At 73.6% G+C, this 26400-nt stretch carries 27 protein-coding genes; 16 read left to right on the forward strand and 11 right to left on the reverse strand.

What is annotated here, in order from left to right:
* A partial coding sequence (locus E1291_RS22135) for a ComEC/Rec2 family competence protein (RefSeq protein WP_131739891.1) occupies positions 1 to 787 on the forward strand: 787 nt, incomplete at its 5' end.
* Positions 788 to 1127: 340 nt separating this feature from the next.
* Positions 1128 to 2081, forward strand: coding sequence for a DNA polymerase III subunit delta (gene holA / locus E1291_RS22145; RefSeq protein ID WP_131739892.1), 954 nt, complete (start codon positions 1128 to 1130; stop codon positions 2079 to 2081).
* Positions 2082 to 2177: 96 nt separating this feature from the next.
* Here the strand turns inward: holA and E1291_RS22150 are convergent, their stop codons facing one another.
* A complete protein-coding gene (locus E1291_RS22150) occupies positions 2178 to 3038 on the reverse strand; it encodes a LysR family transcriptional regulator (protein ID WP_131739893.1) in 861 nt (286 codons plus the stop codon).
* A gap of 69 nt (positions 3039 to 3107) precedes the next feature.
* On the opposite strand from E1291_RS22150, the gene E1291_RS22155 reads away from it, so the two are divergent.
* Positions 3108 to 3635 (forward strand): hypothetical protein, encoded by a 528-nt coding sequence (locus tag E1291_RS22155; protein WP_131739894.1) that lies wholly within the window; start codon positions 3108 to 3110, stop codon positions 3633 to 3635.
* Here E1291_RS22155 and E1291_RS22160 read toward each other — a convergent pair.
* Positions 3580 to 4119: an RNA 2'-phosphotransferase gene (locus E1291_RS22160; protein ID WP_370771020.1), complete on the reverse strand. Its 540-nt coding sequence runs from the start codon at positions 4117 to 4119 to the stop codon at positions 3580 to 3582. The two genes, E1291_RS22155 and E1291_RS22160, sit on opposite strands and share 56 nt — an antisense overlap.
* Before the next feature lie 43 nt (positions 4120 to 4162).
* Positions 4163 to 4432, reverse strand: coding sequence for a 30S ribosomal protein S20 (gene rpsT, locus E1291_RS22165; protein ID WP_131739895.1), 270 nt, complete (start codon positions 4430 to 4432; stop codon positions 4163 to 4165).
* Positions 4433 to 4677: 245 nt separating this feature from the next.
* Between rpsT and lepA the strand changes: the two genes are divergently transcribed.
* Positions 4678 to 6519, forward strand: coding sequence for a translation elongation factor 4 (lepA, locus tag E1291_RS22170; RefSeq protein ID WP_131739896.1), 1842 nt, complete (start codon positions 4678 to 4680; stop codon positions 6517 to 6519).
* 63 nt (positions 6520 to 6582) lie between these two features.
* Entirely contained in the window at positions 6583 to 7434 is an 852-nt protein-coding gene (locus tag E1291_RS43350; RefSeq protein WP_207400879.1) for a Uma2 family endonuclease, read from the forward strand.
* A gap of 394 nt (positions 7435 to 7828) precedes the next feature.
* Here the strand turns inward: E1291_RS43350 and E1291_RS22180 are convergent, their stop codons facing one another.
* The 3 genes from E1291_RS22180 to E1291_RS22190 all read right to left on the reverse strand — a co-directional run bounded on the left by E1291_RS22180 (position 7829) and on the right by E1291_RS22190 (position 11031).
* Positions 7829 to 8377, reverse strand: coding sequence for a DUF4870 domain-containing protein (locus E1291_RS22180; RefSeq protein WP_131739897.1), 549 nt, complete (start codon positions 8375 to 8377; stop codon positions 7829 to 7831).
* 149 nt (positions 8378 to 8526) lie between these two features.
* Positions 8527 to 9927 (reverse strand): hypothetical protein, encoded by a 1401-nt coding sequence (locus E1291_RS22185; protein ID WP_131739898.1) that lies wholly within the window; start codon positions 9925 to 9927, stop codon positions 8527 to 8529.
* A 174-nt stretch (positions 9928 to 10101) separates the two neighbouring features.
* Positions 10102 to 11031, reverse strand: coding sequence for a hypothetical protein (locus tag E1291_RS22190; protein ID WP_131739899.1), 930 nt, complete (start codon positions 11029 to 11031; stop codon positions 10102 to 10104).
* Positions 11032 to 11297: 266 nt separating this feature from the next.
* Here E1291_RS22190 and E1291_RS22195 point away from each other — a divergent pair, with 266 nt between their 5' ends.
* Complete coding sequence (locus tag E1291_RS22195; RefSeq protein WP_131739900.1) at positions 11298 to 11738, forward strand: antitoxin YezG family protein; 441 nt, start codon at positions 11298 to 11300, stop codon at positions 11736 to 11738.
* Between the two features lie 131 nt (positions 11739 to 11869).
* Positions 11870 to 13078, forward strand: a complete 1209-nt coding sequence (gene hemW / locus E1291_RS22200) for a radical SAM family heme chaperone HemW (protein ID WP_131739901.1) — start codon at positions 11870 to 11872, stop codon at positions 13076 to 13078.
* 26 nt (positions 13079 to 13104) lie between these two features.
* Here hemW and E1291_RS44690 read toward each other — a convergent pair whose 3' ends face one another.
* The gene (locus E1291_RS44690) at positions 13105 to 13833 is read right to left on the reverse strand and encodes a DUF4870 domain-containing protein (protein WP_131739902.1); all 729 of its coding nucleotides are present in this window, start codon (positions 13831 to 13833) and stop codon (positions 13105 to 13107) included.
* A gap of 40 nt (positions 13834 to 13873) precedes the next feature.
* Positions 13874 to 14689: a DUF3097 domain-containing protein gene (locus tag E1291_RS22210; RefSeq protein WP_131739903.1), complete on the reverse strand. Its 816-nt coding sequence runs from the start codon at positions 14687 to 14689 to the stop codon at positions 13874 to 13876.
* A gap of 324 nt (positions 14690 to 15013) precedes the next feature.
* On the opposite strand from E1291_RS22210, the gene hrcA reads away from it, so the two are divergent.
* From hrcA to E1291_RS22225, 3 genes are all read left to right on the forward strand, one after another.
* On the forward strand, positions 15014 to 16060 hold the full coding sequence (hrcA, locus tag E1291_RS22215) for a heat-inducible transcriptional repressor HrcA (protein WP_131739904.1): 1047 nt from the start codon (positions 15014 to 15016) through the stop codon (positions 16058 to 16060).
* Positions 16061 to 17194 (forward strand): molecular chaperone DnaJ, encoded by a 1134-nt coding sequence (gene dnaJ / locus E1291_RS22220; RefSeq protein ID WP_131739905.1) that lies wholly within the window; start codon positions 16061 to 16063, stop codon positions 17192 to 17194. It begins immediately after the preceding gene.
* A 63-nt stretch (positions 17195 to 17257) separates the two neighbouring features.
* The gene (locus E1291_RS22225; RefSeq protein ID WP_131739906.1) at positions 17258 to 17989 is read left to right on the forward strand and encodes a 16S rRNA (uracil(1498)-N(3))-methyltransferase; all 732 of its coding nucleotides are present in this window, start codon (positions 17258 to 17260) and stop codon (positions 17987 to 17989) included.
* A 47-nt stretch (positions 17990 to 18036) separates the two neighbouring features.
* Here E1291_RS22225 and E1291_RS22230 read toward each other — a convergent pair whose 3' ends face one another.
* Together E1291_RS22230 and E1291_RS22235 are read right to left on the reverse strand one after the other, a co-directional pair.
* Positions 18037 to 18738: a hypothetical protein gene (locus E1291_RS22230; protein ID WP_131739907.1), complete on the reverse strand. Its 702-nt coding sequence runs from the start codon at positions 18736 to 18738 to the stop codon at positions 18037 to 18039.
* Entirely contained in the window at positions 18735 to 19277 is a 543-nt protein-coding gene (locus E1291_RS22235) for a SigE family RNA polymerase sigma factor (protein ID WP_242614307.1), read from the reverse strand. Before E1291_RS22235 ends, E1291_RS22230 begins: the two co-directional genes overlap by 4 nt.
* A 351-nt stretch (positions 19278 to 19628) precedes the next feature.
* On the opposite strand from E1291_RS22235, the gene E1291_RS22240 reads away from it, so the two are divergent.
* From E1291_RS22240 to E1291_RS22255, 4 genes are all read left to right on the forward strand, one after another.
* Complete coding sequence (locus E1291_RS22240) at positions 19629 to 19973, forward strand: histidine triad nucleotide-binding protein (protein ID WP_131739908.1); 345 nt, start codon at positions 19629 to 19631, stop codon at positions 19971 to 19973.
* A 173-nt stretch (positions 19974 to 20146) separates the two neighbouring features.
* Positions 20147 to 21211 (forward strand): PhoH family protein, encoded by a 1065-nt coding sequence (locus tag E1291_RS22245; RefSeq protein WP_131739909.1) that lies wholly within the window; start codon positions 20147 to 20149, stop codon positions 21209 to 21211.
* A complete protein-coding gene (gene ybeY / locus E1291_RS22250) occupies positions 21208 to 21687 on the forward strand; it encodes an rRNA maturation RNase YbeY (RefSeq protein ID WP_131739910.1) in 480 nt (159 codons plus the stop codon). The genes E1291_RS22245 and ybeY overlap by 4 nt, the downstream gene beginning before the upstream one ends.
* Before the next feature lie 25 nt (positions 21688 to 21712).
* Positions 21713 to 23047: a hemolysin family protein gene (locus E1291_RS22255; protein WP_131739911.1), complete on the forward strand. Its 1335-nt coding sequence runs from the start codon at positions 21713 to 21715 to the stop codon at positions 23045 to 23047.
* Positions 23048 to 23278: 231 nt separating this feature from the next.
* Here the strand turns inward: E1291_RS22255 and E1291_RS22260 are convergent, their stop codons facing one another.
* On the reverse strand, positions 23279 to 23629 hold the full coding sequence (locus tag E1291_RS22260; protein ID WP_131739912.1) for a cytidine deaminase-like protein: 351 nt from the start codon (positions 23627 to 23629) through the stop codon (positions 23279 to 23281).
* Between the two features lie 150 nt (positions 23630 to 23779).
* Between E1291_RS22260 and E1291_RS22265 the strand changes: the two genes are divergently transcribed.
* Positions 23780 to 25912 carry an MMPL family transporter gene (locus E1291_RS22265; protein WP_131739913.1) on the forward strand — a complete coding sequence of 711 codons (2133 nt, stop codon included), beginning with the start codon at positions 23780 to 23782 and terminating at the stop codon, positions 25910 to 25912.
* A gap of 59 nt (positions 25913 to 25971) precedes the next feature.
* Positions 25972 to 26400, forward strand: a 429-nt coding sequence (locus tag E1291_RS22270; RefSeq protein ID WP_131739914.1) for an AfsR/SARP family transcriptional regulator, incomplete at its 3' end; no start/stop codon positions are given.

The following is a 26400-nucleotide window of genomic DNA, read 5'->3' on the forward strand; positions in this document are numbered from 1 at the left end:
CGCCGTCGTCGCCCTGCGCGTCCTGGCCCCCGGCTGGCCGCCCCCGGGCTGGCAGATGGTCGCCTGCGACGTGGGCCAGGGCGACGCGCTGGTCCTGGCCGCCGGTCCGGGCCGGGCCGTTGTCGTGGACGCGGGGCCCGACCCCGCGCCGGTCGATCGCTGCCTGAGCCGTCTGCGCGTCCGGGACGTCCCGCTGCTCGTCCTGACCCACCCTCACGCGGACCACGTCAACGGCACCGCGGGCGTCCGGCACGGCCGCACGGTCCACGAAGTCCTGACGACTCCCCGCACGTCGGGGCGCGAGGCGCGGTTCACCGCGGGCCTGCCCGGCGGCCCGGCCCTCCCGGGCCAGTGCTGGTCCACCGGAGGTCTCACCGTCTCGGTGCTCGCCCCCACCGTGGGCCCGTCCCTCCTGCCGGGCGACGACGGCACGACGATCAACAACGCGAGCGTCGTCCTGGTGGCGCGCAGGCCCGGCTTCAGCGCCCTGCTCGCCGGCGACGTCGAGACCCAGGCTCAGCGCGCCCTGGAAACGGCCGTCCCGCGCGTCCAGGTGCTGAAGGTGCCCCATCACGGCTCTCGCAGCCAGGATCCGCTCTTCCTGGCCGCCGCCCGAGCCTCCATCGCGCTCATCTCGGTCGGCGAGCGGAACGACTACGGTCACCCCTCCTCGTCGACCATCGGCCTCCTGCACCGGCTTCACACCCAAGTGCACCGCACCGACCAGGAGGGAGACATCGCCATCATCCGAACCGCCACCGGAGTCGCCGCCGTCCCCCGCCACTGACCCGCCACCTCGGGAGAGCGGGGGTTGGTGAGGGGGCCTATGCGTCCGGACGCGTGCTTCGCACCGGCTAGGGGGACGTCGCCATTGTTCGGATCGCCGTCCGGGTCGTGGGTGTTAGTCGCCGCTGGCCTGCCATGCCGGGAAGCGGAGGCGGCGAGTGGGGAGGGTTTATGCGGCCGGATGGGTTCGGCTGGGGAGGGGCGCGTTTGAGCGGGTGAGCTGTGCCGGCACGGGTGAGCGGCGAAGCGGGGTTGGGGAGGTGGGGAGCGCATGGCGGTCTTCGGTGGGTGGGGCGGGGGAAGGCGCCGCGGTGGGGGAGCGGGCGTGGGATGCTGCAGGGGTGTCTGTTGAGGCCATCACCCTGATCGTGGGAGACGAAGAGCTGCTCGTCGAGCGGGCGATCGGCGATGTCGTCGCGTCGGTCCGCGCGGCGGACCCCGACACCGAGGTGACCGATCTGGCGCCCGGCGGGCTGGAGCCGGGACGGCTGGCCGAGCTGACCTCGCCCTCGCTGTTCGGGGGCGGCAAGGTCCTCGTCCTGAGGGCGGCGCAGGATCTGGGCAAGGACCTCACCGCCGAGGTGCTCAAGTACGCCAAGACCCCCGCGGACGACGTCGCGCTCGTCGCCGTCCACCACGGCGGCGCCAAGGGCAAGGCGCTGGTGGACGGGCTCACCAAGCTCGGGGCGCGCAAGGTCACGTGTCCGAAGGTCACCAAGGTGGGGGAACGGGTCGACTTCATCCGGGCCGAGATCCGCCGCGCGGGCGGGAAGATCTCCGCGGACGGCGCGCGCGGGCTGCTCGAGGCGGTCGGCAACGACCTGCGCGAGCTCGCCGCGGCCTGCAGCCAGCTCGTCGCCGACACCGGCGGCAAGGTCGACGACGCGGCCGTCGCCCGCTACTACCGCGGCCGGGCCGAGGTCAGCGGGTTCACGGTGGCGGACAAGGCCATCGAGGGGCAGCTCGCCGAGGCCCTCGAGCAGCTCCGCTGGGCCCTCGCGACGGGCGTCGCGCCGGTGCTTCTCGTCAGCGCGCTGGCCCAGGGCGTCCGGGGCCTGGCCAAGGTCGGCGGGGCGCCGCGCGGGGCCAGGGGCGCGGCGCTGGCCAAGGACCTGGGCATGCCGCCATGGAAGATCGAGCGGGTGCAGCGCCAGCTGCGCGGCTGGTCCGGCGACGGGGTGGCCCGCGCGCTGGCGGCCGTCGCCGAGGCCGACGCCGCCGTGAAGGGCGGCGCGGCCGACCCCGCCTACGCCCTCGAGAAGACCGTCTCCGAAATCGTCGCCGCCCGAAGTTAGGAGTCCTCGGCCACGATCTTGGCGTCCCGGGTGAGGTGCGGCCGGGCCGCTGAGCGCGGCCGCGTGGTGTTGTCGTGCTCAAGCCGGGGCCGAGTATCAGGGGGTGGGGATGGTCTCCTGGATTCTCGTCAGGAGCGTCGTCACCAGTGGATCGCCTTCGCGTTCCGGTAGGTGGAGGGCGTAGTAGGGCACCGTCGGCAGGTCGGTGATCGGGCGGCGGACCAGGCCGGGCGGCGGGGTGACGCAGCCGTTGACGACGGCGAGGCCGATGCCCAGGCCGACGAAGTGCAGGAGGAGCGGCCAGCCCTCGGCCTCGACCGCGAGGGTCCACGGGACGTCGGCGGCGCGGAGGGCGCGTTCCAGGGCGATGCGATGGGGACCGGCCGGGGGCGGGACGACCAGCGGCGCGCCCGCCAGGTCCGCGAGGGTGAGGGCGGGCCGGGCGGCCAGCGGATGGTCGCCGGGCAGGACGAGGACCTGCGGGTAGGCGGCCAGCGGGACGGCGCGGACGTCGCCGGGCAGGACGTCGAGGACGCAGACGCCGACGTCGGCCCGGCCGGTGCGAACGGCCGTGAGTGTACGGGCGCGGTCGCCGTTGATCAGGCGCACGCCCGAACGGACGACGTCGCCGAGCAGGTACAGGTAGGCGCCCTCCCCGGCGGCCAGGGTGGGGACGCGGGCCGGCGACGTTCCGGACAGGTCGGCGAGGAACGCCGTGACGCGGGAGTCGAGGTCCCGGGCGAAGCGGGCGACGGCCTCGCCCTCGGCGGTGAGGACGAGGCGGCGTCCCCGGCGGCGGTAGAGCGGCCGGCCGAGGGACTCCGACAGCTTGCGGACCTTGACGTGCAGGGACGGCTGGGAGATGTGGAGGTCCTCGGCGGCGCGGGTGAAGTTGAGGTGGTCGGCGAAGACGGCGAACGAGGCGAGCGCGTCCGTGGACAGGCGATCGAGGTCCATAGTGCCGGACTATAGTTCGACGCCTCATTGATAGTTCCGCTTGAGGAAGCGAGGTTCGATGGTGGGGGCATGAACATCGAACCGAGACTCGGCGTGGACTTCGGCCGGGTCATCCACGGGGGGCCGCTGGCCCCCGGCGGCGCCGACACCGCCTTCCTCGACGGGAGCCTGGAGGAGGCGCTCGCCTCGCCAGCCACGGAGGGGATGTTCGAGGTGCTGCCCGCGCTCGTGGCGGCCTTCGGCGGACGCGCCTGGATCATCTCCAAGTGCGGGGAGCGGGTCCGGCACCGGACGCTGGCCTGGCTCGACCACGCCGGCTTCTACGCGCGGGTGGGGCTGCCGCGCGAGAACGTGCGCTTTTGCCGCAGGCGCGCGGAGAAGGCGGAGCACTGCCGGGACCTGGGGATCACGCACATGATCGATGACCGCCTGGACGTGCACCGGGCGATCCGCGACATCGTGCCGTACCGGTATCTGTTCGGCCCGCAGGAGGGGCCGGACTGGGTGCGGCGGGTCGGGTCGTGGGCGGAGGCGGCGCGGATCAGCGAAGATATCGCGCCGGCACGGAACCGGCCAGCCACACGCCGTTCGCGCTGACGCGGAACTGGTGCCCGTCGGCGGCCATCCGGGCCGCGTCGACGGTCAGCACGACGGGCTCGCCGCGGCGGGCGCCGACGCGGCGGGCCGTCTCCGCGTCGGCCGACAGGTGGACGGCGTGACGGCCCATCGGCCGCAGGCCCTCGCGCAGGATCGTCTCGACGGCCCCGGCGGGCGTGCCGTGGTACAGCAGGTCCGGCGGCGGCGTCACCGGGAGGCCGAGCTCGACCGGGACGGTGTGGCCCTGGAGGGCGCGGATCCGGTCGCCCTCCAAGGCGTAGCGTCGCTTGTCGTTGACGGCGACGACGTGCTCCAGCTCGTCGCGGGTGAGGGCGAAGCCGTGCCGGGCCGCGGCGGCGAGCAACGCGTCCACGTCCGCCCACCCCGCGGCGTCGAGCGTGAGGCCGATCCGCTCGGGGCGATGCCGCAGGTGCTTGGCGAGATACTTGGAGATCTTCACCGCGCGGCGTTCGTCCATGGACATGCGTCGGGGCCGGCGCACGCGGCCGGCCCCTGGCGTACGCGCGTTACTTCGCCTGCAGGGCGGCGGCCTGCTTGGCGATCGCCGACTTGCGGTTGGCGGCCTGGTTCTTGTGGATGACGCCCTTGCTGGCGGCCTTGTCCAGCTTGCGGGCGGCGTGCTGCTGCGCGGCGATGGTCTGCTCGACGTCGCCGGACTCCGCGGCCTCGCGGAACTTGCGGATCGCCGTCTTCAGCTCGGACTTGACGGCCTTGTTGCGCAGCCTGGCCTTCTCGTTCTGCTTGTTGCGCTTGATCTGGGACTTGATGTTAGCCACGTCGTAGTGCCTCAGCTTGGTTGCGATCCACGCCTGCTCGATGCGGCAGGCTCCAACGAATGTCCAACGGGGGCGGACGGTGCCCCCGGGGCACGACGCTACGCCACACGCAGTCGCACAGCCTACCAATGCCGGGAGCCCGCCCCAAACCGGCCGGACGCGGGGACTGCACGGAGCACGGCGCGCGGCATGGGACCATGGGGGTACAGATCCATGTCCACCAGTGAGTTTGCGAACGGACCCCGGTGCCAGCGCCTGAGCCCAACAAGACCGATCCCGCGATCATCCGCAACTTCTGCATCATCGCGCACATCGACCATGGCAAGTCGACGCTCGCCGACCGGATGCTGCAGCTGACGGGTGTGGTCGAGGAGCGCCAGATGCGCGCCCAGTACCTCGACCGCATGGACATCGAGCGCGAGCGCGGCATCACGATCAAGAGCCAGGCGGTGCGGCTGCCGTGGGCGTCCGGCGACCGGGAGTACGTCCTCAACCTGATCGACACGCCGGGCCACGTCGACTTCTCCTATGAGGTGTCGCGGTCACTGGCGGCGTGCGAGGGCGCGGTGCTGCTGGTGGACGCGGCGCAGGGCATCGAGGCGCAGACGCTCGCGAACCTGTACCTGGCGCTCGAGGCGGACCTGCACCTGATCCCCGTGCTGAACAAGATCGACCTGCCCGCCGCGCAGCCGGAGAAGTACGCCGAGGAGCTGGCCGGGATCATCGGCTGCGACCCGGCGGACGTGCTGCGGGTGTCGGGCAAGACCGGCGAGGGCGTCGGCGCGCTGCTCGACAAGATCGTCCGGGAGGTGCCGGCGCCGGTCGGCGACCCGGACGGGCCCGCGCGGGCGCTGATCTTCGACTCGGTGTACGACACCTACCGGGGCGTCGTGACCTACGTGCGGATCATGGACGGGCATCTCTCGCGGCGCGAGAAGAGCCTCATGATGTCGACCGGGGCCGCGCACGAGACCCTGGAGGTCGGCGTGATCTCCCCGGAGCCCAAGCCGGTGCAGGGGCTCGGCGTCGGCGAGGTCGGCTACCTGATCACCGGTGTGAAGGACGTCCGGCAGGCGCGGGTGGGCGACACCGTCACCGGCGCGTCGCGGCCGGCGCCCGGCGCGCTCGGCGGCTACCAGGACCCGAAGCCCATGGTGTTCTCGGGCCTGTACCCGGTGGACGGCGACGAGTACCCCGATCTGCGGGACGCCCTCGACAAGCTGCGGCTGAACGACGCCGCGCTGATCTACGAGCCGGAGACCTCGGCGGCGCTCGGCTTCGGGTTCCGCTGCGGGTTCCTGGGGCTGCTGCACATGGAGATCGTCCGGGAGCGGCTGGAGCGCGAGTTCGGCCTGTCGCTGATCTCGACCGCGCCGAACGTCGTCTACCGGGTGGAGATGGAGGACGGGTCGGAGCACACCGTCACCAACCCGAGCGAGTTCCCCGAGGGCAAGATCGGTTCGGTGTACGAGCCGGTGGTCAAGGCGACGCTGCTGTCCCCGGCCGAGCACATCGGCGCGATCATGGAGCTGTGCCAGGGGCGGCGCGGGGTCCTGCTCGGCATGGACTACCTGTCGGAGGACCGCGTCGAGATCCGCTACACCCTCCCGCTCGCCGAGATCATCTTCGACTTCTTCGACCAGCTCAAGTCGCGGACGCGCGGGTACGCCTCGCTCGACTACGAGCCGAGCGGCGAGCAGGAGGCCGACCTCGTCAAGGTCGACATCCTGCTGCAGGGCGAGTCGGTGGACGCGTTCAGCCAGATCGTCCACAAGGACAAGTCGCGCGAGTACGGGCTGATGATGACCGCGAAGCTCAAGGAGCTGATCCCGCGGCAGCAGTACGAGGTGCCCATCCAGGCCGCGATCGGCGCGCGCATCATCGCGCGGGAGAACATCCGGGCGATCCGCAAGGACGTCCTCGCCAAGTGCTACGGGGGCGACATCTCCCGTAAGCGCAAGCTGCTGGAGAAGCAGAAGGAGGGCAAGAAGCGGATGAAGACCATCGGCCGGGTGGACGTCCCGCAGGAGGCCTTCGTCGCGGCGCTGTCCACCGGTGGCGAGCCCACGGACAAGGGCAAGAAGTAGCAGGGACGGCGGGTTCCCCCAAACGGGTGGTGACGCAACGCTCACACATGGACACTGGACGTCGTGAGTCACACCCTGCTGCACCAGTTTCTCGTCTCGGATCTGGCCGTCTCGTTCGCGCTGGCGCAACGGCCCGGCCAAGAGCACACGACGGGCTTCGGCGCGCGACTGGCGGCCGATACCTGGCTGCGGCCCGACCTGATGGTGTTCCACAAGGAGCAGGTGGAGGGTCTCCGGTATCTCCGGGGCGCGCCTCTGCTGGCCGTCGAGGTGGCGTCCCCCGCCTCGGGTGCGGCCGATCTGCTGGCCAAGTGCGCTCTGTACGAGCGGTTCGGCGTCGAGTCCTACTGGGTCGTCGACACCGTTGACCCCGCGCGGCCCGGCGTGTGGATCCACGAACTGGGCACGGACGGGCGGTACGGACGCGAGCGCGTGCCGTGGGGGAAGTCCCGCCGGTCGTCCCGGCCTTTCGACATCGAGGTGGCGCCCGCCGAGCTCTTCGAGCCGCCGCAGGTGCCCGGCTTCCCCAGGAGGAGATCCATGTCCGAGTACCTCCCGTCCGGCGACGACGGCGGGGGCCCGGGCGCCGGTCCCGGGATGCCGCACTGCGAGGAGCCGATCCTCGTGGACGTCTTCGGCCGGCGGTGGCCGACGGGCGCGGAGAAGGCCGAGCTGTGGGACGGGTGCCCGGTGTTCTACGGCGAATGGGACGAGCGCGACGTCGAGATGGCCGCCCGCGCCTATCCGGGGCGTGTGGTGCGACTCGACCAGCGGCCGGGCGAGCCGGGCACGATGACGATCCTGCCGGGCCCGGGCGGCCCGGGACCCGGCGCCGCCCAGGCCGGACCCGGCACGGACGGATCAAAGGCGCGGCCGACCGAGGAGACGCGGCCGGCCTCCGAACCCGCGGGCTGACCACCCGCCCGGCCCACACGCCTCACCCGCCACCGGCCACGTCGTGCCACCGTTCACATCGCGCCGCCGGTCACATCGCGCTGGCAGTCACATCGTGTGGGGCATTCACGTCGCGCTGGCGTTCACGTCGTGTGGGCGGTCGCATCGCGCCAGCGGTCGCGTCGGACCGGCGGTTGCGTCGCGCCGCCGGTCGCATTGCGCCGGCGTTCACGTCGCGCTGGCGTTCACGTCGTGTGGGCGGTCGCGTCGCGCCAGCGTTCACGTCGGGCTGGCGGTCGCGTCGCGCCGCCGGTCGCATCGCGCCGGCGGTCACGTCGTGTGGGCGTTCACGTCGCGCCGCCGTTCGCGTCGTGTGAGCAGTCACGCCGGGCCGGCGGTCGCGTCGTGTGGGCGGTTACTTCACTATGGGCCAGGCCACGGCGGACGGCACTCGCCGGAACTCGCCGCGGTTGGCGGCGCGCGCCGCGTACACCAGGAAGAAGATCACGACCGCGGTGAAGATCAGGGGGATCCAGATGAGCATCTCCGCGGCCATGGACAGCAGCCCGCCGACGATCCAGACCACGATGGCGGCGATCCCCATGTTGAGGCCCTGCGCCGCGTGGCGTCGCACGAACGGCGTGCGGGCCTTGCCGAGGTAGACGACCGCGGGCGCGATCGCGCCGACGACGAACTGGCCCACATAGGCCATCAGCGACCACGTCTTGTCGTCGTCGGTGACGGGACCCGTGTGGACGGGGGCGGGGCCCGGCTGCCCCTGCGGCTGCTGCCAGCCCGGGTTCTGCGGCCCGCTCTGCTGGGGCTGCTGCCACGCGGAGCCCTGCTGGGGTTGCTGTGGCGGCTGCTGCTGCCACTGGGGTCCCTGCGGCTGTTGCCACTGGGACTGCTGCTGCCATCCGGGCTGCTGACCCTGGCCGGGCGACGGGGGAGGCCCGTAGGCCATGGCGAGTGTCCTCTCCGAGTCCGCTGTGCGAGCTCACCTGCGAGCTACTGGCGAAGTGTACGACTCCTTCGACGCGCCCGGAGTTCGCATCGGTTCCCGGATTCGCCGGCCCGTGACCGATTCGCGTCACGGGCCGGCGACGGGGGGCGTCAGGGACGCCAGAGGACGCTGGTGGGCTGCTGCGGGGTCAGCGTGACCGAGCCCGTCCACGAGACGGCGGACGCCTGCGGCAGGTACGACGCGTCCAGGAAGAAGCCCCGGTTGATCGCGGTGACCGTGGCGGGCGCGCCGTTGTCGCCGGTGCCGGTCGGCCGCCGGATCGCCTCGACGCTCGCGATGTCGGAGGCCCGCGTGCCCTCGGGCAGCTCCACGGTCGTGGCGGCCGCGCCGTCCCGGTCGATCGACCAGGTGGGCTGGTCGTGGTCGGAGCGGAAGAGGCGCGACGGGTCGGACTTCAGCCGGACGCCGAGCGCGACGCCCGGCCGCGAGCCCGTCCCGGTGGCGGCGCCGGTGGTCTTGGCGAGCTCGGCGTACAGGTACGTGCGCTGGTCGCCGACCTGGACGGTGGCGGGGTCGGACGGCTTCTCGATCTTCCCCTCGCGGAGCATCTCCTGCGCCATGATCTGGTAGGTCCACGGCTCGCGGTCCATGACGACCTCGCGGGTGCGGCCGTCGGGGCGGGTGGCGGTGGTGTCGAGCAGGAAGCGCAGCGGCGAGACCGGCGCGACGGCGTCGCACATGTTGTTGTTCTGCGTGCACGTCTGCAGCAGCGGGTGGTCGCCGTCGTAGCGGCCGGTGAACCGCAGCGTCTGGTGCTCGGGCGCCTGGTAGACGTTCGTCCCGTCCACGCGGCGGCCCTGCGCGTCGACCTCGACGCGGTAGATCCACTCGATGTCGGTGGTGCGGCCCCAGCGGGCCATCAGCGCGGGCGAGTCGGTGCCGCCGTCCTCGTTGCTCCACACCACCGAGTACTCGATGACCTGGTGGCCGGGCGTGGCGGCGGGCCGCGTCTCGTGCCAGGCGATCAGCGGGGTGTCGGTGACGGCGTTCTGGTACGGGTCGTTCAGCGGCCCGTTGACGCGCCCGACGACGACGGGGGCGTGCCGCAGGACGGTCTGGTCGGTGCGGGGGACGGAGACGCGGGGGCGCGCCAGGGTGACGCGGCGGGCGGCGGGGGCGCTGCCGCGGGCGAACCGCAGCGTCACCCGGTGCCGGCCCTGCCGGACGGGGCCGAGGCCGAGGCTGCGCGGGGTCGGGTCGGCGGAGGGGACGACGAGGTCGGTGACGTGGTGCCCGTCGACCGCGACGGACACCACGGCGGACTCGGCGCCCTTCACGGCCCAGGAGACGCCCGGCGCGGCGGCGGTGAAGCCGATCACGGCCTCGCCGTCGTGCCGGGCGGTGAACGACAGCGACCGGGCCGGACCGCCCCGGTGGATCTGGAGGGTGCCCGGCGCCGCGGAGGCGTGGGCGGGAGCGACGGCGAGGGGCGCGCTCGCGAGAGCGGCGCCGGTCAGGGCGAGGACGGCGGAACGCACACGGCTTCTCATGATCGGCGAACTTAGGAGCGCGGGGTTGCGCCGGGGTGACGGGCCGGTCGTCCTCGCGTGTCGGACGCGTAGCGGGCCGACGGCTCCCGAGTGACGGCACCGGTAGGGCGGGCCGGGCACGGCGGCGGGTCCCCGCGCCGGATGGGATGGCCGCGCGTCCCCGCGAGCGCGCCGTCAGGTGATCGTGCGGAGGGCGGCGAGGGCGCTCGGGAGCTGGAATGACGCGGCGGCGAAGCGGTCCGGGCCGGCCGGTCCGGGCCCCGCGGGCTCGGCGCGGTCGCGCGGGTCCGGACCGTAGAGGCTGAGGCCGATCGCGGGCACCCGGAGCGTCCCGCCGTGCCCGCCGGAGGGCCGGACGATCTCGTGGCCGAGCCCGCGCAGCAGTGCGGCGACGTCGGCGGCGGGCTCGTCGAGCAGATCGACGCCGTCCAGCCGCAGGCGCAGCTCGGGGTTGCCGCTCCAGCCGGGGCGGCGGGTCCCGACGATCTCGGCGATCCGCTCGACGCCGTCCTCGCCGCGTTCGGTGGACAGCGCGAGCCGCCCGCGCCCGATCCGGACGCTGCGGTGGTCGGCCCAGCCGCACAGGAACGACGCCTGCGGCGGAGCGGTCCGGCAGTGCTCGGCGACGCCGGCGAGGGCCGTCCAGGCGTCGGACGCGCGCGTGGAGAACAGCAGGCTCACGTCCGGGAGCAGGGCGCCGCGCCCGGGTTCGAGCGTGATGACGTAGGGCGCGACACGGCCCGGGAAGCGCGCGGGGTCGGGCTCCTGGAGGGTGACGAGGCCCTCCCACTCGACGGGCTCGTCCACGGCGAACCAGGTGATGGCCGCCTCGGCGCCGAACTCGCCGAAGACGGCGTCGGTCAGCCGTTCGGCGACCAGCTCGCGCAGCCTCTCGGCCGTCTCGGCGAGCCTGCGGCCCCACCAGGGCGGCTCGGGGCCGGAGGCGCGCGCGCTGCTCCAGCGGGTCCCGGCGCCGGCGAGGTCCGTGCGGCGCTCGGCACCGGCGCCGTCCACGACCACGCAGTGCCAGCCGTCCGGCTCGCCGCGCAGCAGGACGCGCGCGGGCACCCGCGCGTACCCCGCCGCCGCCTCCTCAATCCGCATTCCGACGACCCTATCCGGCCAAGCGGTACGGCATGCCCTATTCACCCCTCTCCCGGCGCGCCCCGGCGGACCGCCGTGGCCCCGCCGCGGCGGGCCGTCCGGCTCGACCATGATCGTCCCGGTCGGCCGCGGCGCGGCCGGCCGGTTTCGCCGCGACACGGCGGCCGTTGCTTGGCCAGGGCGGATATGTCGGTACGGTCGGAGGGCAGCGGCCGCGGCGGGACCCGTGCCCGGCCCGACCCGACCGACCTCCCGGAGGTTCGAACGTGACTCGGCCCGAGCAGGTCCTGCGTTCCCCGGCGGAACGGGAGGCCGTGAACGGCGCCGTCCGCGCGCTGCGCTCGGCCGCGCCCGCCGGCTGGGAGCGGCTCTGCTTCGAGTTCCGCGCGACGGTCGGGATCGACAGCGCGTCCTTCGAGGTCGTGGACGCGGGCGGGGAGCGGCGCCAGGCCATGCCGCCGGGCCAGGCCGTCGGGAGGATGGACGAGCTGCGCCGCGCCATGTACCGGCGCGGCAAGGGCGCCTGGTTCACCGCCCGGCTGGAGGTCGAGCGCTCCGGCCGCTTCAGCGCGGAGTTCGACTATGACGGCGAGCCTGAGTTCACCCCGCCGCTGACGCCCGCCGCCTTCGCCCTCGACCTCGACCGGTTCCCCCGGACGGACGAGCACATCCCCGGCTGGCTGCGCGCCAGGCTCGGCGACGCCTGACCCGCAGCGCCCCCGCCCCCCGCGCCCTGACCGACCGTGCCCCTGACCGACCGTGCCCCTGACCGACCGCGCCCTGACCGACCGGGACCCCGGCGGATCGAGCAGGGCTCCGGGCGCGGCAGACTTGGAGGGTGCCCTCGACACTGCCCGATGGTGATCCCGTACCCGCCGACGGTGCGCTGCCCGGTGGCGCCCTGAAGGAGCTGGGCGCGCGGCCGTTCGCCTTCTACGTCCACGTCCCCTTCTGCGTGACCCGGTGCGGTTACTGCGATTTCAACACCTACACGGCGACGGAGCTCGGGCCCGGCGCGAGCCGCGACTCCTACGCCGACACCGCCATCGCCGAGGTGCGGATGGCGCGGCGTGTCCTCGGCGAAGCCGATCTGCCCGTGGAGACGGTGTTCGTGGGCGGCGGCACACCGACCCTGCTCCCTCCGGACGATCTGGGCCGCGTCCTGGCCGCGATCGACGCCGAGTTCGGGCTCGCGCCGGGAGCGGAGGTCACCACGGAGGCCAATCCGGAGTCGGTGGACGAGGCGTACCTGGGGAAGCTCCGCGAAGCGGGGTTCACACGCGTCTCGTACGGCATGCAGAGCGCGCGCGAGCATGTGCTGGCCGTCCTGGAGCGCACTCACACCCCCGGTCGCGTCCCGGAGGTCGTGGAGTGGACGCGCAAGGCAGGCTTCGAGCACATCAACCTCGACCTCATCTACGGGACGCCAGGGGAGACCGACGACGACTGGAGGGCCTCCCTGGAGGCCGCCCTCGCGGCGGAGCCCGACCACGTGTCGGCGTACGCGCTCATCGTCGAGGAGGGAACGCGCCTGGCGGCGCAGGTCCGGCGCGGCGAGCTGGCCATGCCGGACGACGACGCCATGGCCGACCGCTACCTCATCGCGGATGACCTCCTGGGCGCGCACGGGCTCCACTGGTACGAGATCTCCAACTGGGCGACCGGACCGGCCGCCGCCTGCCGCCACAACATGCTCTATTGGACGGGCGCCGACTGGTGGGGGGTCGGGCCGGGCGCGCACAGCCACGTGGGCGGGACGCGCTGGTGGAACGTCAAGCACCCCGCCGCCTACGCCGCCCGCCTCGCCGAGGGCACGACCCCGGCGCACGCCCGGGAGGTCCTGTCGGCCGCCGACCGCCGCGTCGAGCGGATCATGCTGGAGCTGCGGCTGGCCGCGGGCTGCCCGGCGGGGCTGCTCGACGACGCGGCGGCCCGGCGCGCGATCGGCGCCGGGCTGGTCGAGCCCGGACCGTACGAGCGCGGACGCGCGGTCCTCACCCGGCGCGGGCGCCTGCTCGCGGACGCGGTCGTCCGCGACCTGACCTGAGCCCGGCCACCCGCGCCGGGACCGGCTCAGGTGATCATCGGCCAGGCCATGAAGGACGGATAGCGGTACCACTCGCCCCGGTTGGCCGCGACCGCCGCCATGATCACCAGCACGAGCTGCGCGATCGCCAGCGCGAACCAGGTGAGGAACCCGATCAGCAGGAACATCAGCACGATGTTGATGATCAGGTAGGCGAACTGGGTGATCGCGAAGTTCAGGCCCTGGGCGCCGTGGTGGCGCAGGAACGGCGACTGGTCCTTCTTGATCAGGTAGACCAGCAGCGGGGCGACGAAGCCGGTCAGGAACATGCCCAGGTGGCCCAGCATCGCCCAGGTCCGGTCGTCGGAGGAGACCACCGGGTACCCGGGAGCGCCGTACGGCTGGAGCTGGCCCCCTTGCGCGTAGCCCTGCTGCCCGTAGCCCGCCTGCCCGTATCCAGGGTGCCCGTACGGGGAAGACTGCCCGTATCCGGCCGCCTGCCCATAGGCCGGATCCCCGTAGCCGGGTTGGCCATAGTCCTGCTGCCCGTATCCGGGCTGCCCGTAGGCCGGTTGGCCGTAGCCAGAGCCAGTGCCCCCGTATCCCGCGGGCCCGTACGCGGGCCCGCCGATGCCCGGCTGGGTGTTCCCGTACTGCCCGTATCCGGGATCGGTTCCGCCCGGCTGGCCGGGCTGCCCGCCCTGCCCCGCCTGTTCTCCGTATCCCCGGGCCGCCCGGTCGTCCTGCCCCGGCGGTTCCGGCTGCCCGTGCGTCATCGCGTGCTCCTTCGCGGCGCCGCCCGCGGGCGGGCCGGAGTCAGGGTGCGGTCACGAAGTCGATGAGCTCCTCGACGCGCCCCAGAAGGGCGGGCTCGAGGTCGGTGTAGGCGTTCACCGCGCGCAGGATCCGCTTCCAGCTCGCGCCCACGTCGTCCCCCCAGCCGAGCTCGGCGAGGACCCCTTCCTTCCAGGGTACGCCGCGGGGGACGCGCGGCCAGGCCCGAATGCCGACGGCGGCGGGCTTGACGGCCTCCCAGATGTCGATGAAGGGGTGCCCGGTGACGAGGACGTGCGGGGAGGTCACCTGGGCGGCGATGCGGCTCTCCTTGGAGCCGGCCACGAGGTGGTCCACGAGGACGCCGAGCCGGCGCCCCTCTTCCGGGGCGAACTCCTCGACGATGGCGGGCAGGTCGTCCACGCCCTCCAGGTACTCCACGACGACGCCTTCGACGCGCAGGTCGTGACCCCAGATCTTCTCCACCAGCTCGGCGTCGTGGAGGCCCTCCACGTAGATGCGGCTCTCCTTGGCGACCTGGGCGCGCAGCCCTTGGACGGCGATGGAGCCGGATGCGGACCGGGCGGGGCCCTGGGGGGCGGCGGCCGGGCGGACGAGGGTGACCGGCCTGCCGTCGATGAGGAAACCGGACCGGGTCAGGGGGAACACCCGCCGCTTGCCGAACCGGTCCTCCAGCGTGACGCCGAACTTGTCGCAGCCGACCACGGCGCCGCAGAAGCCGCTGTCGGGGTCCTCGGCGACGAGGCCGGGTTCGGCCGCGATCTCGGGTATCCGGCCCTTGCGTGGGCGCCGCCAGTCGCCGGTCAGCGCGTCGTTTCCATAGTCCTTGCTCCGCACGGGTCCGCAGATTAACGGCAAGACCGGCCGCGGTGGCGTCGCCCCTCGTCCGGCGGCGTGGCGGCGCAACGCCCGCGCGGCCCCGGGCGGCCCCGGGGTGGATGGCCGGTTTCCTGTGGATGACGATGTGTTTGCCGGGATCTGCCTGGTGGGAGGCCTCAGTGGATAAGATCGCGCAGCCGCCGGGCGAGCGCGCGGGGCGAGGGCACTCCAGAGTGCCGCCGCCGGGCCGTACACTTGGCACTCGGAGGGACGGAGTGCCAGGAGAACGGGCCGGGCGCGACGCCCCGGGCGGCCCGCGGCTGGGGAGAAGGAGGTGACCACGTGCTGGACGACCGGAAACTCGCGGTCCTGCGCGCCATAGTCGAGGACTACGTCTCCACCAACGAGCCGGTGGGCTCCAAGGCCCTGGTGGACCGGCACAACCTCGGGGTCTCCTCGGCCACCATCCGCAACGACATGGCCGTGCTGGAGGAGCAGGGGTACATCGCCCAGCCGCACACCAGCGCCGGCCGGGTCCCCACCGACAAGGGCTACCGGCTGTTCGTCGACCGGCTGTCGACGATCAAGCCGCTGTCGGTCCCCGAGCGCCGCGCGATCGAGACCTTCCTGACCGGCGCCTACGACCTCGACGACGTGGTCGGCCGCACGGTGCGGCTGCTCGCCCAGCTGACCCGCCAGGTCGCCGTCGTGCAGTACCCCTCGCTGACCCGCTCCTCGGTGCGGCACGTCGAGCTGGTCCCGGTCGCCGAGGGCCGGCTGCTGCTCGTCCTGATCACCAACACCGGCCGGGTGGAGCAGCGCCTCATCGACATCGGGCCGTACGCGGGGGCGACCGCCTCCGAGCAGCGCGCCGCGATCTCCGAGGAATCGATCGGGCACCTGCGGGCGTTGCTCAACACATGCCTGGACGGGGTGGGGCTCGGCGAGGTGCCGACGGCCATCGCCGATCTGCCGGGCAAGGTGGGGTCCGACGATCGTCCGCTCGCGGCGGCGGTGCTGTCGGTCCTGCTGGAGACGCTCGTCGAGAACCACGAGGAGAAGATCGTGTTCGCCGGTGCGGCGAATCTGGCCGCCGTCGACTTCTCGCAGAGCCTGCGGGAGGTCCTGGTGGCGCTGGAGGAGCAGGTCGTCCTGATGCGGCTGCTCGGCGAGACGGGCGACTCCTCTACAGTTACGGTGCGGATCGGCACCGAGAACCCCGATGAGGGGCTCCGATCGACCTCGGTCGTCGCCGCCGACTACGGCGTGGGCGACCTCACGCTGGCCCGGCTGGGAGTGCTCGGGCCGACACGCATGGATTACCCCAGCACGATGGGAGCGGTACGGGCAGTGGCACGCTACGTGGGACAGATCCTGGCGGGGTCGTAAGTGGCCAACGACTACTACGCGACCCTGGGCGTCCGGCGGGACGCCAGCGCCGACGAGGTCAAGAAGGCCTATCGCCGGCTCGCGCGGGAGCTCCACCCGGACGTCAACCCGGATCCGGAGACCCAGGAGAAGTTCAAGGAGATCACCCAGGCGTACGAGGTGCTCTCCGACCCCAAGAAGCGCGAGATGTACGACCTCGGCGCGGACCCGTTCGCGCCCGGGGGCGGGGCGGGCGCCGGCGGCTTCGGCGGCGCCGGGTTCCCCTTCAGCGACATCATGGACGCCTTCTTCGGCACCGCGACCTCCCGCGGCCCGCGCTCGCGGGCCCGGCGCGGCCGCAACGCCACGCTGCGGGTCGAGCTCGACCTGGCCGAGACCGCGTTCGGCACCACCCGCGAGCTGTCCATCGACACCGCGGTGGCCTGCGCCGCCTGCGAGGCCACGGGCTGCGCCCCCGGCACCCACCCGGAGACCTGCGAGACCTGCCACGGGCGGGGCGAGGTGCAGCAGGTGCAGCGCTCGTTCCTCGGCCAGGTCATGACGGCCCGGCCGTGCCCGGCGTGCGGCGGCTTCGGCTCGGTGATCCGCAACCCGTGCCCGGAGTGCTCGGGCGACGGGCGGGTCCGCACCCGCCGCACCGTCAAGGTCAAGATCCCTGCGGGCGTCGAGAACGGCATCCACATCCAGCTCGCCGGCGAGGGCGAGGTCGGCCCGGGCGGCGGCCCGGCGGGCGACCTGTTCCTGGAGATCGTGGAGAAGACGCACCCGATCTTCGAGCGGGAGGGCGACGACCTGCACTGCACGGTCGAGATCCCGATGACCGCGGCGGCGCTCGGCACCAGCGTCACGATCGAGACCCTGGACGCCGCCGAGGGCATCGACATCAAGCCGGGCACGCAGTCCGGCCAGGTCATCACGCTGTACGGGCGCGGCGTCCGGCACCTGAACGAGAGCGGCCGCGGCGACCTGATGATCCACGTCAACGTGGAGACGCCGAACCGGCTCGACGAGGAGCAGGAGGAGCTGCTGCGGCGGCTGGCCGAGCTGCGCGGCGAGGAGCGTCCGCCGGGCAAGTTCGCGCCCGGGCAGCGCGGCATGTTCTCCCGGATCCGGGACGTGTTCAACCAGCATTGAAACGCGACCGCGGCGGCCTATCGCGAAGGCCGCCGCGGCGGCCCGCCGTGAGAGGGGGGCGGGATGAGCCCGCCGGTGTTCCTGGCCGAGACCGCGGCGCTGGAGGGCGGCCGCGTCGTCCTGGACGGGCCCGAGGGCCGGCACGCCGCCACCGTCCGCCGGCTGCGGCCCGGTGAGCGGGTCGATCTCACCGACGGCGCGGGGCTGCTCGCCGAGTGCGTCGTCGCCGCGGCCGACCGCGCGTCCCTCACGCTGGACGTCATGGCCCGGCACCGGCTCCCTCCGCCCGCCCCCCGGCTCACGGTCGTCCAGGCCCTGCCGAAGGGCGACCGGGGCGAGCTGGCCGTGGAGACCATGACAGAGGTCGGCGTCGACGGGATCGTCCCGTGGGCGGCGGCGCGCTGCGTCACGCAGTGGCGCCCGGACCGCCGCGACAAGGCCCTCGGCCGCTGGCGGAACGCCGCCCGCGAGGCGGCCAAGCAGGCGCGGCGGAGCCGGCTGCCCGAGGTGCCGGAGCTCGCCTCCACCGCCGACGTCACCGCCCGGATCGGCGCCGCGTCGCTCGCGCTGGTCCTGCATGAGGAGGCCGAGGAGCCGCTCAGCGCCGTCGGGACGCCCGCGGACGGCGAGATCCTGGTCGTGGTCGGACCCGAGGGCGGCGTCACCGAGGACGAACTGGCGGCCTTCGCCGCGGCGGGCGGACGTCCCGTCCGCCTGGGCCCGACGGTGCTGCGCACGTCCACCGCGGGCGTCGCGGCCGCCGCCGTCCTCCTGGCGGCGACCGGCCGCTGGTAGCCCTCGCCGCCGTGACGCCGCGGGAAGGGGCCCGGCCGGGCTCTAGATCACGGGGTCCCGGAGCTCTGGTCGGAGGTGATGGCCGGCTCGCTGGACGTGGAGGGCGTGGGCTGCTGCTCGGTCGGCGTGGGCTCGGTCGGCTTGGTCGGCGTCGGGGTCGGCGTCGCGTGGGTCGGCTTCTGCGTCGGGGACTCCTGCGGGCACGCCGGGATCGACGACGGGGGAGCGGTCTCCCCCTTCGGCGACCGCGAGGACGCGGACGCCGTCGCGCCAGGTGAGACGACGCAGGACGACATGCCCGGCGAGTCGCTGGTCCGGGGCGGCCGCGTCTCGCTCGGCGAGCCGGTCGCGCTCGGCCCGGACACCGTGGGGGCGCCGGGGGACACCGGGCGGCCCTGCGGGTCGGAGCGGTCGCCGTCGGCCTGGTCGCGCGGCCCGCCGGAGGCGCCGTTGGCGCCCACCGAATGCTGGATGAGGTCGATGGTCCGCGGCGCGGTCACGCCGATTCCGGCGACCGCCACGGCCGCGGCGACGGCCAGGACGGGGCGGGCCCAGGCGACGCTGAACCGGTCCATCGTGAACCGGGCGGGACCGAACCGGTCCAGGAGGAAGTGGCGGCGGCCGCCGCCGTCGGCGATCCGGGCCCGGATGCGCTCCAGGCCGTCGTCCGCGGGGGTGACCGTGTCCGCCTCCGCGTGCAGGGCGCGGCGGAGGATCTCGCCGTGCTCGTCGTGGGGGTCGGTGGTCATGAGAACTGCTCCAGGACGTTGCGTAGCGCGGTCATGCCGCGCGCCGTGTGGCTCTTCACGGCGCCGCGGGAGATGCCCATCGTGTGGGCGATCTCCGCTTCGGACAGATCGGCGTAGTAGCGCAGGACGAGCGCCTCCCGCTGCCGGGCGGGGAGGCCCGAGAGCGCGTCGATCACCGCCGAGCGCTCCAGCTCCCCGATGGCCCCGGCCTCCGCGCTCGGCGCGTCGGGGAGCCCCTTCGGAGCGTACTTCTCGACGACGGCGCGGTGCCGCAGCACCGATCGCGACCGGTTGACCACCGACTGGCGCAGGTACGACAGGGCCTTGTCGGGGTCGCGCAGCCGCCGCCAGCCGCCGTGCATCGCGACGAACGCGTCCTGCACGACCTCCTCGGCGGTCCCCGCGTCCCGGACGAGCATGGCGGCGAGCCGGACGAGCGAGCGGTAGTTGGCGCTGTAGAGCGCGGTCACCGCCTGATCGGCGTCCCAGGCGACGGCGACGGCCCCCGCCGCGCCCCTGGCCACGAGGGTCTCGGTCACGTCAGTGGGACGCGCACCCTCCTCGTCCGGTTTACGAAAGGGCATTTCTTGGTCTGCCTCGGTCACCTATTCGCCGCCTTTGCCGTCCTCCGGCCGTCCATTCGGACGACGCCTGCGCGACGGCACGGACGGGCGTTCCGTGCCAGGGCGGGGCGTGCCGCAAATGCCTGCGGACCGGGGGGTACGCCTTGAATTGACAACCTTAACGAGTGGCGGGTGGGAATGCGGCTCGACAAGCGGAGATCGATCAGTACGACCCGCCGGTCACCCGGCACCGCCCACGGGCGCTCGCGCGGGGCTCGATAGGATCTCCGGCGGCGGCGTCCGCCCGGGAGGAGACCGAGGAGACCCATGTCCGACTGCCTGTTCTGCAAGATCGTTGCCGGTGAGGTGCCCGCCACGATCGTCCGTGAGGGCGAGCGCGTCGTCGCCTTCCGTGACATCAACCCGCAGGCGCCGACGCACGTGCTGGTCATTCCCAAGGATCATCACCCGTCGGTCGCGGAGCTGGCCGCCGCCGACGTCGGGCTGCTCGGCGAGGTGCTCGGCGAGGCCCACCGGGTCGCGGTGGACGAGGGCGTGGACGGCACCGGCTACCGGGTCGTGTTCAACACCGGCGCCGGCGCCGGGCAGACGGTGTTCCACGTGCACGCGCACGTCCTGGGCGGCCGTGGCCTGAACTGGCCGCCCGGCTGACGCAGGGGCCGCCGCCCGCGGTCACCGCCCCCCCGCGCCCGCCGCCGAATCGACAGGGACGGGCGGAAATCGAGCGGCGTTCCGTCGCGAGTGCCCAGTACCATGGACGGGACACACGCTGGACACCCGGAAGCGGACAGAAGGCAGGTCTGAGAGGCCGCAAGGCCCGGCTGATGGTCGAATCAACTCAACGGCGGCGCGACGACCGTGCGGGCTCGCGCTCCCAGATCAAGATCGTGGTGCCGGACGACCATTCGATGGTGAGCCTGCTGGGCTCGCGGGACGAGACGCTCCACGCGATCGAGCGCGCGTTCGGTGACGGCATCGACATCCACGTCCGCGGCAACGAGATCACCGTGACCGGCCCCGGCGAGGAGACCGAGCTGGTGTCCCGGCTGTTCACCGAGATGGTCGAGCTGCTCCAGGGCGGCACCCAGCTCACCCCCGACGCGGTCGAGCGCAGCCTCGCGATGCTGCGCGGTGAGAGCGGCGCCCGCCCGGCGGAGGTCCTCACCCTCGACGTGCTGTCCAACCGAGGCCGCACGATCCGCCCGAAGACGCTGAACCAGCGCCGCTACGTCGACGCGATCGACAAGCACACGATCGTGTTCGGGATCGGGCCGGCCGGCACCGGCAAGACGTACCTGGCGATGGCCAAGGCGGTCCGCGCCCTGCAGGACAAGCAGGTCAACCGGATCATCCTGACCCGCCCCGCCGTCGAGGCGGGGGAGCGGCTCGGCTTCCTGCCCGGCACGCTCTACGAGAAGATCGACCCCTACCTGCGGCCGCTGTACGACGCGCTGCACGACATGGTCGACCCCGACTCGATCCCCCGGCTGATGGCGGCCGGCACCATCGAGGTGGCGCCGCTGGCCTACATGCGCGGCCGGACCCTGAACGACTCGTTCATCATCCTCGACGAGGCGCAGAACACCTCGCCCGAGCAGATGAAGATGTTCCTCACCCGCCTCGGGTTCGGCTCGAAGGTGGTGGTGACGGGCGACGTCACCCAGGTCGACCTGCCCAGCGGGCACCTGAGCGGCCTGCGCGTCGTGCAGGAGATCCTCGAGGGCGTGGCCGACATCCACTTCTGCCGCCTGAACAGCCACGACGTCGTCCGGCACAAGCTGGTCACCGACATCGTCGACGCCTACAACCGCTATGACGAGTCCCGCGTGCCCGAGCTCAACCAGGGCGCGGGGGGCCGCGGCCAGTCCCGCAAGCGGGGCCGGCAGTGAGCATCGAGGTCCTGAACGAGTCGGGCGTGCCGGTCGCCGAGAAGGACCTGGCCGACCTGGCCCGGCACGTGCTGGACGGGTTGCGCGTGCATCCGCTGGCGGAGCTGTCGGTCCTGATCGTGGACGAGGCCGCGATGACCGAGCTGCACGAGAAGTGGATGGACGAGCCGGGCCCGACCGACGTGCTCTCCTTCCCGATGGACGAGCTGCGGCCCGGCCACCTGTCCGGCGGCGCCGACGAGGACGGCGACGCCGACCCGGGCCTGCTCGGCGACGTCGTGCTGTGCCCGGCGGTGGCCGAGCGGCAGGCGCGCGAGGCCGGGCACAGCACCGAGGCCGAGCTGGAGCTGCTGTGCACGCACGGCATCCTGCACCTGCTCGGCTACGACCACGCCGAGCCGGAGGAGCACAAGGAGATGTTCGCCCTGCAGGCCGGGCTGCTCGGCTCCTGGCAGGAGAAACGCGGCCGGTCATGACGGCGCGCGCGCCGGGCGGCCGGTGATGAGCGGCGCGCAGGGCTGGCTGTCGGCCCTGGCCGTCCTCCTGGTGCTGCTCGCGGGCCTGCTGGCCGGCGCGGAGACGGCGCTCGCCCGGGTGTCGCGGGTGACGGTCGAGGAGATCGTCCGGGACGGCCGGCGCGGCGCCCGGCGGCTGGCGGAGGTCGTCGCCGACCCGGCCCGCTACGTCAACGTGGTGCTGCTGCTGCGCATCGGCTGCGAGCTGGTCGCCACCGTGATCGTCGCGGACCTATGCATCTCCTGGCTGGACGAGACCTGGCGCGCCTACGTGGTGGCCGCCGCGATCATGATCGTGGTGAGCTACGTCGTGATCGGCGTGGGGCCCCGCACGCTCGGCATCCAGCACGCCGACCGCATCGCGCTGGCGGGCGCCGCGGTGATCCACCCGGTCGCCCGGGTGCTCGGGCCGCTGCCCCGGCTGCTGATCCTGCTCGGCAACGCGCTGACGCCCGGCAAGGGCTTCCGGGAGGGGCCGTTCGCGTCCGAGGCCGAGCTGCGCGACCTGGTCGACCTGGCCGAGCAGCGCAGCCTCATCGAGCCGGACGAGCGGGAGATGATCCACTCGGTGTTCGAGCTGGGCGACACGCTCGTGCGCGAGGTGATGGTGCCGCGCACCGACATCGTGTTCATCGAGCGGGGCAAGACGCTGCGGCAGGCGATGTCGCTGGCGCTGCGCAGCGGCTTCTCGCGGATCCCCGTGGTCGGTGAGAACGAGGACGACGTCGTCGGCATCGCCTACCTCAAGGACGTCGTGCGGCGCAGCCACGAGCACCGCGAGGGCGAGTCGGTGGAGACCGTCGACTCGGTGATGCGCCCGGCCACGTACGTGCCCGACAGCAAGCCGATCGACGAGCTGCTGCGCGAGATGCAGGCCCGGCGGATCCACCTCGCGATCGTGATCGACGAGTACGGCGGCACCGCCGGGCTGGTCACGATCGAGGACATCCTCGAGGAGATCGTCGGGGAGATCACCGACGAGTACGACCGGGAGACCCCGCCGGTCACCTGGCTACCCGACGGCGCCGCCCGGGTCACCGCCCGGCTGCCCGTCGAGGACCTCGCCGAGCTGTTCGGCGTGGAACTCGACGCCGAGGAGGTCGAGACCGTCGGCGGCCTGCTGGCGCACGCGCTCGGCCGCGTCCCGATCGAGGGCTCCACGGCGCGGGTGGGGTCGGCGGGCGACGGCGGCGGGGCCGTCCTGTCACTGAAGGCCGAGACCATCGCCGGCCGCCGCAACCGCATCGGAACGGTCCTGGTGCGGCGCCTGGTCCGCGACGGCGCCCACGCCGCCACGACGAGAACCGACCGCGCCACCTGACCCGCCAAGGCTCCCGAGAGCATCAGCCGACATCGGCACGACTTCTGTCAGGGGACGGAGGCCGGAGGACCCGGCCCGGCCATCACGCGAGCGCGCGCCCTGACCGACGGGCGATGCCGGAGGCGAGCCCCGCCGGGAAGATCGCGAAGCGATTCGCGCTCGCACAAGATCTGTCAAGGGCGAGCCGCCAGGCGAGCCCTTGGGCCGGGCTTGCGATCAACACAGCGGGCGCTAGCGAGCGCCGTGGGCCGGGATCGACGTCAACACCGTTCCGTCGGGGGCGGCGACCAGGACCGGGGCCTTGGGGCCGAGGTCGCGGACGGCGGCGATGTCCTCGGACGCGGCGGCGCCCGCGGCCGTGACGAGCGCGGCGGCCTCCAGGTCCTCCGCGCCGCTGGAGACGGCCATCGCGACGGCCACGGCGAGGGCCGTCAGCCGCAGGGACGGCAGGTCCACGTTCGTGGCCGAGTAGGTGCGGCCGGTCTCGTCGCGGACGGCGGCGCCCTCGGCGGCGCCGGTGCGGGCCCGGGCGGCCCGGGCCAGGGTGATGATCTTCGCGTCCTCGGGGTTCAGCTCGCTCACGCCCCCAGGGTACGGGGCGGCGCGCGTCCGCGGTCGCCGGAGCCTGCCGCAAGTGCCCCGGCTCCGGGGCGGCAAGTCGCCGCCAAGTCGGTGTCAAGGGGGTGCGGCCACCCTCGGGAGGTCCGATGGAGAAGTCCTGGGGGAGATGAGATGTCCCGCTTGCTCTACCGCCTTGGGAGGGCCGCCGCGCTGCGCCCATGGCGGATGATCGTGGTGTGGCTCGTGCTGGTCGGCGCGATGGCGGGGCTGGCCGGGGTCGCCGGCGGGGCCCTGCACGACGACTACACCCTGCCGGGGACGGGCACGCAGCAGGCGACGGACCTGCTGAAGGAGCGGTTCCCGGCGCTGTCGGGCGCGGACGCGCGGGTCGTGGTCCACGCCCGGTCCGGCGGGCTGGACCGGGCGGCGCTGGACGCGGCGGGCGGCGAGCTGGCGAGGCTGCCGCACGTGAGCGCGGTGGCGCCGGCGCAGCCCAGCGCGGACGGCGCGACCGCGCTGATCACCGTCCGGTACTCGGTGCCGGTGACCGATCTGGCGCCGAAGCCGTCGCTCGACCGGCTGCGCTCGGCGACACGGAACCTGGAGAAGGCCGGCTATCAGGTCGAGTTCGGCGGGCAGGTGCCCGAGAATGTGACGGCGCCCGGCGGTGCCGCCGAGGCGGCCGGCATCGTGGCCGCGCTGGTGATCCTCTTCCTGGCGTTCGGGTCGGTGGTCGCGGCGGGGCTGCCGCTCGCGGTGGCGCTGGCCGGGCTCGGCGCCGGAGTGTCGGGGATCACGGTGCTGGCGGCGTTCGTGAACGTGGCGTCGACCGCCCCGACCCTGGCGGTCATGGTGGGGCTGGGCGTCGGCATCGACTACGCGCTGTTCATCCTCACCCGGCACCGCGAGGGGCTGGCGGCGGGCCTGGAGGTCCCGGAGTCGGTGGGCCGCGCCATCGCGACGGCCGGCCTGTCGGTGATCTTCGCGGGGTTCACGGTGCTGCTGGCACTGTGCGGGCTGCTGCTGTCGGGGATCCGCGGGTTCATGACCATGGGGTTCGCGACCGGCCTGGTGGTGGCCGCGACCGTGCTGAGCGCGGTCACGCTGCTGCCCGCCGTGCTGGGCCTGGCCGGCCGCCGGGTGCTGCGCCGCCGCGACCGGGCGCCCGGCGCGGTGATCGGCACGGACTCGGCTCGGGTGCGGCGCTGGGCCGAGCACGTCGGGCGCCGTCCGTGGGCGTGGCTGGTCGCCGCGCTGCTGCTGATGCTGACCCTCGCCGCGCCCGCCCTCGGGATGCGCACCTGGCCGAGCGACGCCAGCAGCGAGCCGTCGTCCAACACGGTGCGGCAGGCGTACGACCTGCTGGCCGACGGGTTCGGGGACGGCGCCAACGGGCCGCTGTTCGTCGCGGTGGACCTGAAGCGGACCGGCCCGGACGCGCTGCCCGGCCTCGGCCAGAGGCTGGCCCGCACCGAGGGCGTGACGGCGGTGGCGCCGCCGCGGCTGGCCCCGGACCGCAGCGCCGCGGTGATCACCGTCACGCCGGCGTACGGCCCGCAGGACGAGCGGGTCACCGGGCTGGTCGACCGGATCCGCGACGGCGCGCTGCCGCCGGGAGCGGAGATCACGGGTCTGACCGCGACCTACGTGGACCTGTCGCGGATCCTGGCCGAACGGCTCTGGCCGGTGATCGGCACGGTGGTGGCCACCTCGTTCGTGATGCTGGTGATCGTGTTCCGGTCGGTGCTGGCGCCGCTGAAGGCCGCGGCGATGAACCTGCTGTCGATCGGCGCCGCGTACGGGGTGCTGACGGCGGTGTTCCAGTGGGGCTGGGGCGCGGAGCTCCTCGGCCTGCCGCACAGCGTGCCGGTGTCCAGCTTCATCCTGCTGCTGATGTTCGCGGTGCTGTTCGGAGTCTCGATGGACTACGAGGTCTTCCTGCTGTCGCGGGTCAGGGAGGAGTGGCTGCGCACCGGCGACGCGCGGGGCTCGGTGTCCGGCGGCCTCGCCGCCACCGGCCGGGTGATCAGCAGCGCCGCACTGATCATGGTCACGGTGTTCCTCGGCTTCGCGCTGGACCCCGGCGTGGTGATCAAGCAGATGGGGGTGGGCCTCGCGGTCGCGGTGGCGCTGGACGCGACCGTCGTCCGGCTGGTCCTGGTGCCCGCGACGATGGCGCTGCTCGGCCGGGCGAACTGGTGGCTGCCGGGGCCGCTGGCGCGCGTCCTGCCGACCATCGACCTGCACGGGGGCGGCGAGCCCGCCGCGACGGCGCCGGCCGAGGCGCGGCACAGCACCGTGTGATCGCCTAGCGCGGGACCCGCGCCGCGGTTCGTCATGTCCCGGTTTAGGCTGGTCGGGACATGACGACCGTGCGTGTGCTGGGCGCCTTCGGCGCGGAGGTGGGCGGGAGCCCGGCCGACCTCGGCGGGCCCCGCCGCCGTTCGGTGCTGGCGCGGCTCGCCGCCGCGCACGGCCGGATGGTCCCGGCGGAGCGGCTCGTCGACGAGCTGTGGGCGGGCACGGCCCCGCCGCACGCCGCGGCGGGGCTGCAGTCGTTCGTCTCGCATCTGCGGCGCGCGCTGGAACCCGACCGGCCGCCCCGCACCCCGGCGCGGGTGCTGGTCACCGAGCCTCCCGGCTACGCGCTGCGGCTGCCGGCCGGGGCCGTGGACGCCTGGCGGTTCGACGCGCTGATCGACACGGCCGGGACGCTGCTGGAGACCGGCGACCCGGCGGGCGCCCGGCGGGCCGCCGAGGGCGCGCTGGCGCGGTGGCGGGGCCCCGCCTAC

The organism is Actinomadura roseirufa (genome assembly GCF_900659635.1).
Taxonomy (GTDB): Bacteria; Actinomycetota; Actinomycetes; order Streptosporangiales; family Streptosporangiaceae; genus Spirillospora; species Spirillospora roseirufa.